The organism is Anabaena sp. CA = ATCC 33047, from assembly GCF_963870205.1.
GTDB lineage: Bacteria > Cyanobacteriota > Cyanobacteriia > Cyanobacteriales > Nostocaceae > Trichormus.
On sequence record NZ_CAWMSA010000003.1, the window covers coordinates 188,092 to 196,386 of the forward strand.

The window sequence follows — 8,295 nt, forward strand, 5'->3', positions numbered from 1 at the left end:
TAAATTTTGTGAATAAATATATTGCACCCACACAGGTAAAATACCTGCGTGGGTGCAATTTTAAGTAAACTAAGTTACTAATTAATCCGGTTGTTTTGTAGGATTAGAATCTTGAGCATCTGCGGACACATCGACGTAATCTAAAGTATCTTCTTCTAATTCGGCGACATTCAAAACCACCTCCAAAACGTTGTGCTTCTACTTCTTCTCTCTGCCCGCCAGATAGCAGTTGCTGTTCTTCTGTGGATAATGGCACCAACAAATCAGATGTAATGACTTGAGTTGACATAATTAATTGCCTCAGTTTTGTACATTGTTTTTAGTTAGCACCCTTGGGGATAAAAATACCTTGATGGGTGCAAATTTACGGTTAACTATTTGAGTTAAACCGTACAGAAATGAACATCAGTGAGATTCATTTGCATTTAGAAACAGAGACAACAAAAATTAGCACTTATATTTAGCACTTGCTTCTCTGTTGTCACTCTGGTTAATCGGTCAAATCAAGTAGAAGAATGAGCAAAATTTTGCAAAAATAATTGATTTTTCAACAATTATGTCCATCTTCTACTATCCTGACTTCATACATTCAAAGATTAGTTTCGGTCAATTCTTTGAATGCGGACGATAGCTGTGGTTCGGCTGTTTTTTCTAATTCTGTAAGTACCAGAACGTAGAGTCATTAACCCTTGCATACCGCCGTCTTCGCCGTCTCTATCTAACAAGTCATCCTCTTGAGTAGGTTGTGATGTACCTTGTCCACCAGCTAGGAGTTGTTGTTGTTCGGCGGATAAGTCTGCAACTAAATCAGACATCATTATAACTGACATAAAATCTTTACCTCACTTACGTTAAATAGGTGTTAATTACCTATGTTTTTATTATTAATGAAATCCTAGTTATTTGAATGAGTCAAAAGTAGGAATTACATATATATATTTTCTTTCTGCTGATACATGAAATTTAGGAATTTATCATAATATTGATAATAAAATTATTTGAGGTTTTCTAGGTTTAAACATGAATATAAAAGTTAAGCACTATATGTTTTTTGAGTAATACAATCCTTGACAAGCATACAGACAATTTATGAAATGTGCTTTTTTATTTAAGGTATGAGAATATTAATTAAATTTATGTAAATTCCCAAAAAAAAGATGCACAATTTTGCACATCTATAAGGCGTTTATTACAATTCTGAATGAGAAAATTTAAAGTTTTAATACCTCAAGCCGAAAACAAAATTTACACCGAGAGAAACTTTAAATGCTCTCCTTGTTGAGCCAGGAATTCTTCTAGAGTACCTTGTAGTTGTACCTTACCTTGATCTAGTAAGACAATCCAATCAGCGCGATGGACTACGCTAGGACGGTGGGTGATCAAAATTGTGGTTTTACCTTGTCGATGTTTGAGGAGTCTATCTAAAACTTGAGTTTCGCTAACTGGGTCTAATCCCGCAGTCGCTTCATCTAAAATCAGTACGGGAGGATTATTCAGAATACCCCTGGCGATCGCTAATCGTTGTCTTTGTCCGCCAGAGAGATTTGCCCCAAATTCCCCTAACACTGTTTGGTACTTATTCGGTAATTGGCTGATAAAACCATCAGCATCAGCCATCTCGCAAGCTGTGACAACATCTTCAAAGGGAATATGTGGCGTTCCTAGCTGGAAATTCTCTAAAATTGAGCGACTCCAAAAATGAGGTTCTTGGGGGACATAAACTACTTGTTGTCGTAAACAATCCAGTGCCAAATCGTGAATATTATAAAAACCAATCCGAATGTTGCCGGAATTTGGTTGATATAAACCAGCAATCAGTTTTGCTAAAGAACTTTTACCGCAACCTGACTTACCAATCAATGCAATAACCTTTCCTCCCGGTAGCTTCAGAGAAAAGTCTTCTAATAAATCAACTCTACCAGGGTGATGAAAGTTGATATGGGAAAACCGAATATCTGCATCAGCAGCTATTTGCGCTACTGGTTTTTGCGCCGTTTCATCGACTTCTGGGGTAGCATCAATCACTTCTAATAGACGAGAAACAGCAGTTTGGGAACGAAAATATTCATCCACTAAACCCACTAACGTACTAATTAACGCCAAAACATTCACTTGTAGAGCGTTAATAGCCAACATTTGACCAATACTTAATTGACCTTGTATTACTAAAATGCTGCCTAGTCCCAGTAAAGCCACACTACCAAGAGTAGATAAAAGACTAGCAATAGTATTATTGATAATCCCAATTTGAATGGTGCTAAAAGTCAGATTCGCCAACCGGCCGAAACGGCTTTGCAATTCATCCCAAAATTGTGGTGCTGCATTGGTCGTTTTTAAAACCTGTGCGCCTTTAAAAGTTTCTACCAAGACACCTTGATTTTCTGCTCCTAAAACTAATAGACTGCGCGTTTTTTGTTGTAAAACAGGTAAAAGTGGCAAGGTTGATAAACTCATTAACGCACCAACCAGAATCACTGCTATTGACAACTGCCAACTATAAAACAGCATCAAACAGAATGAGATGACAGCAATGAACAATTGACTAGGTAAAAGCACTACAATCTGTGACACCAACTGATTAATCTCGTTAATATCTCTGAGTCGGCTGGTAATTTCTCCACTGCGACGAGCTTCGTAATAAGTCAAAGGCAATTGTAAAATTCTGCGTCCAAACTCTAAGACTAAACCTAGTTGTAACCTTTGACTAAAGTGAGCAATCATGGTTGATTCCATCACCTGCATCGTGCTACTAAACAAACTCATGATCACAACTGCCGTGACTACAACAGTTAGTAACTGAGTATCACCGCGAATCAAAACATCATCTGTTAGCAGTTGAATCAGAATTGGAGTACCTAAAGCGAGTACACCCAGAACAATATTGAGCATGAACACCTGGGTGATTAGTCCCCGATAAGGGATGATGCGCTTGAGAAAGCGAGCAAAGCCGTTTTGTGGTTTTTCTTGGGGTTGTTGAGTAAAGCGTATGGGATCTGGCTCTACTAACAACATGACACCATTCCAAGCTGCTGTTAGCTCTTCCCGGCTGACGTAGCGAATGCCCACGGCTGGATCAGCTATGACATAGTTTCGCCCTTTTTTGTCATATAAAACTACCCAGTGATAGCCTCGCCAATGAATGATGGCAGGTAATGGTATTTCTTTGATTCTGTCGATGATTGCAGGTGCAGCTTTGACGGCTCTGCAATTAAAACCTAGATGTTCACAACCACGTTTAAGTCCTAATAAGGTTGTACCTAACTGTCCTGTGCCTACAGATTCTCGGCTTTTATTGATGCTTAAAAAGCGTCCGTAATGCCTGTAAATCGTCACGAGACAAGCTGCTCCACAGTCTTCCTCACTCAACTGCAAAACACACTTGTAATTTTTGCGGGATTTGAATAAACCAAACATGAGCGGTGTACCTATTGTTGGAGGCAGGGGAGGCAGGGGAAGCAGGGGAAGCAGGGGAAGCAGGGGAGAAAAATTTTTACCCAATTCCCCATCCCTTCCAATTCCTACATATCTGCAATTAATCTGGCTTTTCTGAGAATGAACCGCATGACTGTTTCCTGACGGGAAATAATATCTGCTTGACCTTCCATTCCTGGTTTGAGTTGGCATTGTCTTGCGCCTCTACCAACATAAGGAGTTTGTGGTTCTATGGTGACTTCATAGGCGGAAGCTTTGACGCTGGGTGTTGGGTTATTATTGGCAACGGGTAGGGCATCTGGTGCAATGGTTTTGACAGTGCCTTTGAGAGTGCCATAATCTGGATAGGGACAGGCAGAAACTCTCATTTGGACTTGTTGACCGGGTTTGATTTTGTTAATCTCTTGGGCTGGTAGATTAGCTTTAATCAGTAAGGGGGCGTTGAGGGGGGCAATTTGAGCGATCGCCTCGCTTGGTTGCACTACCTGCCCTGGATTACGCAAGTTTAACTGTAAGACAGTCCCGGCAATGGGGGCGCGAATTACACTTTGGTTAATATCGTTGATAGTCTGTTGCAGTTCTTTGCGGCTTCTATCCAATTGTTTTTCAAATTCTAGGCGTTGTTGCAGTAGGGTTGCTCTTTCTTTGTTTAAAGCTGCTAAGTTAGCTTCACCTCTTGCTTGTTCTTGCTTAATTCGTTCCTGTGCGACTGTCACCGGCGCATCACTCGGATTAACTCCTGTTCTAGCCTTGATTAAATTTGTTTGTGCGGTTGTTAAAGCTTGGTCTTTTTCATCAAGGAGATTTTGGGCGTTGGCTCTAGCTTGGGCGAGTCTGGCTTCGGCGGCAATGACGGCTTGTTCTTTTTCTTCGCGCAAATTTTTGGCGTTGGCTTTGGCTTGGGCAAGTTTGGCTTCGGCTGTTTTGATGGCTTGTGCTTTTTCTTCTAAAAGGTTTTTGGCGTTGGCTTTGGCTTGCTCAAGTTTGGCTTTGGCGGAGATGACAGCTTGGTTTTTTTCTTCGCGCAAATTTTTGGCGTTGGCTTTGGCTTGGGCAAGTCTGGCTTCGGCTGTTTTGATGGCTTGCTCTTTTTCTTCTAAAAGGTTTTTGGCGTTGGCTTTGGCTTGGGCAAGTCTGGCTTCGGCTGTTTTGACGGCTTGTGCTTTTTCTTCAAAGGTGTTGCGAGGAATGGCTCCTGATGCAACTATGGGTAGCATGCGGTCACGTTGGGCGATCGCTAGATTTAAGGCGGCTTTTGCTTCTTCTACTGTGGCGGTTAACAGGTTTTCTCTCTGCAAGCGATCGCGTTGTTCTCTGGCTAATTTCAGGGCGGTTTCGGCTTCCTCTACCGTTGCTGTTAACAGTTTTTCCCGTTGTAAACGTTCTTGTTGTGCTTTAGCTAAATTGAAGGCGGCTTCTGCTTCCTCTACAGTTGTGGTTAAGAGTTTTTCATTTTGTAAGCGATCGCGTTGTTCTCTGGCTAATTTCAGGGCGGTTTCGGCTTCCTCTACCGTTGCTGTTAACAGTTTTTCCCGTTGTAATCTGTCACGTTGGACTCTGGCTAAATTTAAGGCGGCTTCCGTTTCTTGCACAGTCAGTTTTAATAGCTTGTCTCGTTGTAGGCGATCGCGTTGTATCCTGGCTAAAGATAACGCCGCTTCGGCTTGCGTCATCTCAGCCATAGCTTTAACTTGCTGATCTCCATAGTTGCGTTGTGTACCACTGAGTTCAGCTTGTGCCGCTAGATTAGTCCGGTAATTTAAGTTAGTTTGGGCAGCAATCTGAGCATCAATTTCTCTGAGTTGAGCATTGATGTTTATTTGTTGTAACTGTACCTGCTGAATGAGATTCTGTAATTGACTTTTTTGGTTTTGAAGGCGGGAATTATCAATATAAGCAATAGCTTCTCCTGGCCCGACTGTCTGGTTTTCTGCAATATCAATCTTTTGAATTTTGCCACTAATGAGCGACTGCACAACCCGAATATCTCCCACAGGACGAATAGTTGCGGGTACTTTAACTGTGACGTTGTACTTGAGTATACTTGCCAGACCAACCCCGGCGACAAACAAACTTAAGACTACTCCGCCACCGATAGTTGTCCATTTACCGATATGGGGTAGAAACTCGTTGGCTTCTAATGTCGGAAGTTGCTCTGGATTTGGCTCATTTGACTGAGGCCAAAAATTATTGATTTGTTGGCGTAAGGTGTTCACAGTGTTGCACCTTCTATATATATGTGTGCAGAAATTAGACTCAGCGAATCAAGTGCCTGTTGATCTATCAAGCACTGTTCATCACCACAAATCGTGAAACTACTTATTTTCAGTCGAAAAAGACAGAATTCCCAGGGTGGATAGGCGAGCGCATTTAACGACCTTCTGAGGACTTAAAAGGTCAACGCGAAATGTCAACAAATGTTGCTAATATTAGCAAACATCATGTTTGTTAATTGATATAATAAAAGGTGGGGATTAAGAAAAGAGTGCGCTAGTACAGTCATGACTTTTCTTAAAACTGTGACGTTAATAGCGTCCAGAGAAAACAGAGGAGAACGCTCAAACTCCCTCAAAATCCTCACTTACGTTGAGCGAGTTGCTATCACCTCCTCTCCCCTTTTTTAAATCAGGGTAGACACACAATGTTGAACCTTTACTTTCTGAAACAATAATTAATTTAGTTGTTTTAGCACAATTTTTTTTGTGCCATGACAACTAAAAGCCCCAAGACTTATATAGTAGTTTTCAGATAAATGAAATAGATGAATTTAGTTCTTACTTATCTGCCTGAACTCAGGCAAATTAAGCTGAAGAACCCAGTGCAGCCATAGCATAACCCTAACCTTATCCAACAAAAGGTAGCTGTGCTGCTGTCGAAATAGTCTTGTTGAAAAATTAGCTGGTGTTAATTTTCCTAGAGTATTTTCTAGAATGATGCTAACTTAAGCAGGACAGAAAAATTACCTATCAATTCCCATCGTCAAAGAGAATTGAGCCAAAATATCCAACTTGGTATTATTTTCCTCAAATCCCAAATTTTACACTGCTATTTGGGAAATTTCACAAGATTTACATCTGCAATCATTTAATTATTCAAGACAGCCATTGCAAATGTTTAGTAGGCGGATGCACAAAGAATTTAGGGATAAACATATCTTCTTAGCCTCACTTACATAACTTAGAGGGAACACCATCTAAGAACTTAACTATACGTCCTGTTCTTGAGGAATTCATAAATCTGAAGACATAATTCAAAGTTGAAAGTTTACTACTTGTAGTAGATGTAAAGTTACCTGATGGGCTACAAGTAAAGCTATCCTGGGTTTTGGGAGATCACTATAAACCATCCCACTGGAATTCAGCTAGTAGTAACAGGGAAAAAACCATGACAGCACCAGTGCTGAGAAATTGCCAAGCCATCATATAAGGTAAGATAAAAATCCACAGTAAATGCAGTATACCTGTGAAAATTAAAGCACGCGATCGCACCCCTAACCCAGTACAAAAGTAGCCGATGCTACTCAATCCCAACCATAACGGACACAAATGCACCAAGATTTTACCCCAGCCTAAGAAAATACTTAAATCAGTTAATATCACCCCAAATATCATGAGTATCACCCAGGAATACAGCACCCATCTAACTTGGTGCATTTTTACCCAATAATGCGTCCAAATTACCATAGCTACAATTCCAATTAAACTGAGTAATGACCACCAAGTTGCCTGTAAACTCCAACTAATAGGAAGAAACTGGGCGGTAACAAACATCGGAATTAGCAATAAACTCCAAAATATACAAGCTTGATCAATACAAGTATAAAAAGTAGAATAAATTGGGATTTGACCAATTTTCCAATTAACATACCAAATTCCTTGTAATTCATGTTTATCTACAGTTGTGTGTTTGCGCCGTAGAGGTGGAATTGAATAATCAAAAAAACTCATTTTATTTTCAAGTGAGATTTTCTTGCTTACTCTTGGTTTACATTTATAAATTAGTGACTCCCACTCTCTAGAGTAATAACTTGAGTTAAGTTATATCTGCTACTGGTAATAATTCCAATTATTTTATTTCCCTAAAAAATTCATATTAAAAAACCACTAAAGAGGGTTACTTTAGTGGTTTAATTTTCGTAGTGAGGACTTTAGTCCTCAAAATCAATCAGGACTAAAGTCCTTACTACAAACATTACAAGATTAGATAATTGATTTGATCGATTATTAATTGAAGTAAAAAGGCAAGATTTCCATTAACGCAAAAGCTAAACCTGCACTGCCTAGGGGTACAGTTAAATTATCAATGCCAAGAAATGAAAAAGCTTCTAAGCTACTAGCAACCACAGCAACCGCCAATGCTACTATCCAAGTCTGCCAGACATTGCCGACCACACCTAATAAAATTAGACTACACACAAAATAGCTAACTACAGCCATAGTGAAGGAGCCTTCCCAACTTTTTTGCGCCCCCAAAAGTTTATACTTGTGTTTACCAAAGCGTTGACCAATCAAAGCCGCTAGTCCATCACCCCAGCACATCACCATCATCCCAATTGCAGCATATTGAGGTTGTTGTAAGTGCCAGAAACAAGCCACTAAAATACCCACACTAGCAGCATAAAAAAACGTTCCTAAACTTTGTCTGCCTACGCTGTTGATACCTGGGAGAATAGGGAATATATACGACAATAGTGTGACGATACTCGCTAAAATGGAAGCCCCAATACCTACATTAGCAGGAATATTCAGCCACCAAGCGATTAAAATCACATGGCCAGCACCGATATGAACTATTTTGCGGACAATTTCAGCATCGCTAGTGGCAAAACGACGTACCAAACCCGCGATCGCCAGAATCAAAGAC

Annotated in this window: 6 protein-coding genes; all 6 read right to left on the reverse strand. The window is 40.2% G+C overall.

What is annotated here, in order from left to right; translation table 11 throughout:
- Window positions 1-103: 103 nt before the first annotated feature.
- Window positions 104-289 (reverse strand): hypothetical protein, encoded by a 186-nt coding sequence (locus AACS98_RS01255; protein ID WP_156481656.1) that lies wholly within the window; start codon window positions 287-289, stop codon window positions 104-106.
- Window positions 290-596: 307 nt separating this feature from the next.
- Entirely contained in the window at window positions 597-830 is a 234-nt protein-coding gene (locus tag AACS98_RS01260; protein ID WP_157087479.1) for a hypothetical protein, read from the reverse strand.
- A 415-nt stretch (window positions 831-1,245) separates the two neighbouring features.
- Window positions 1,246-3,414: a peptidase domain-containing ABC transporter gene (locus tag AACS98_RS01265; RefSeq protein WP_066375321.1), complete on the reverse strand. Its 2,169-nt coding sequence runs from the start codon at window positions 3,412-3,414 to the stop codon at window positions 1,246-1,248.
- A 104-nt stretch (window positions 3,415-3,518) separates the two neighbouring features.
- Window positions 3,519-5,648 (reverse strand): HlyD family efflux transporter periplasmic adaptor subunit, encoded by a 2,130-nt coding sequence (locus AACS98_RS01270; protein WP_066375324.1) that lies wholly within the window; start codon window positions 5,646-5,648, stop codon window positions 3,519-3,521.
- Window positions 5,649-6,767: 1,119 nt separating this feature from the next.
- Entirely contained in the window at window positions 6,768-7,379 is a 612-nt protein-coding gene (locus AACS98_RS01275; RefSeq protein WP_066375327.1) for a hypothetical protein, read from the reverse strand.
- Window positions 7,380-7,655: 276 nt separating this feature from the next.
- On the reverse strand, window positions 7,656-8,295 hold a 640-nt coding region (locus tag AACS98_RS01280), incomplete at its 5' end, for a diacylglycerol/polyprenol kinase family protein (RefSeq protein WP_066375329.1).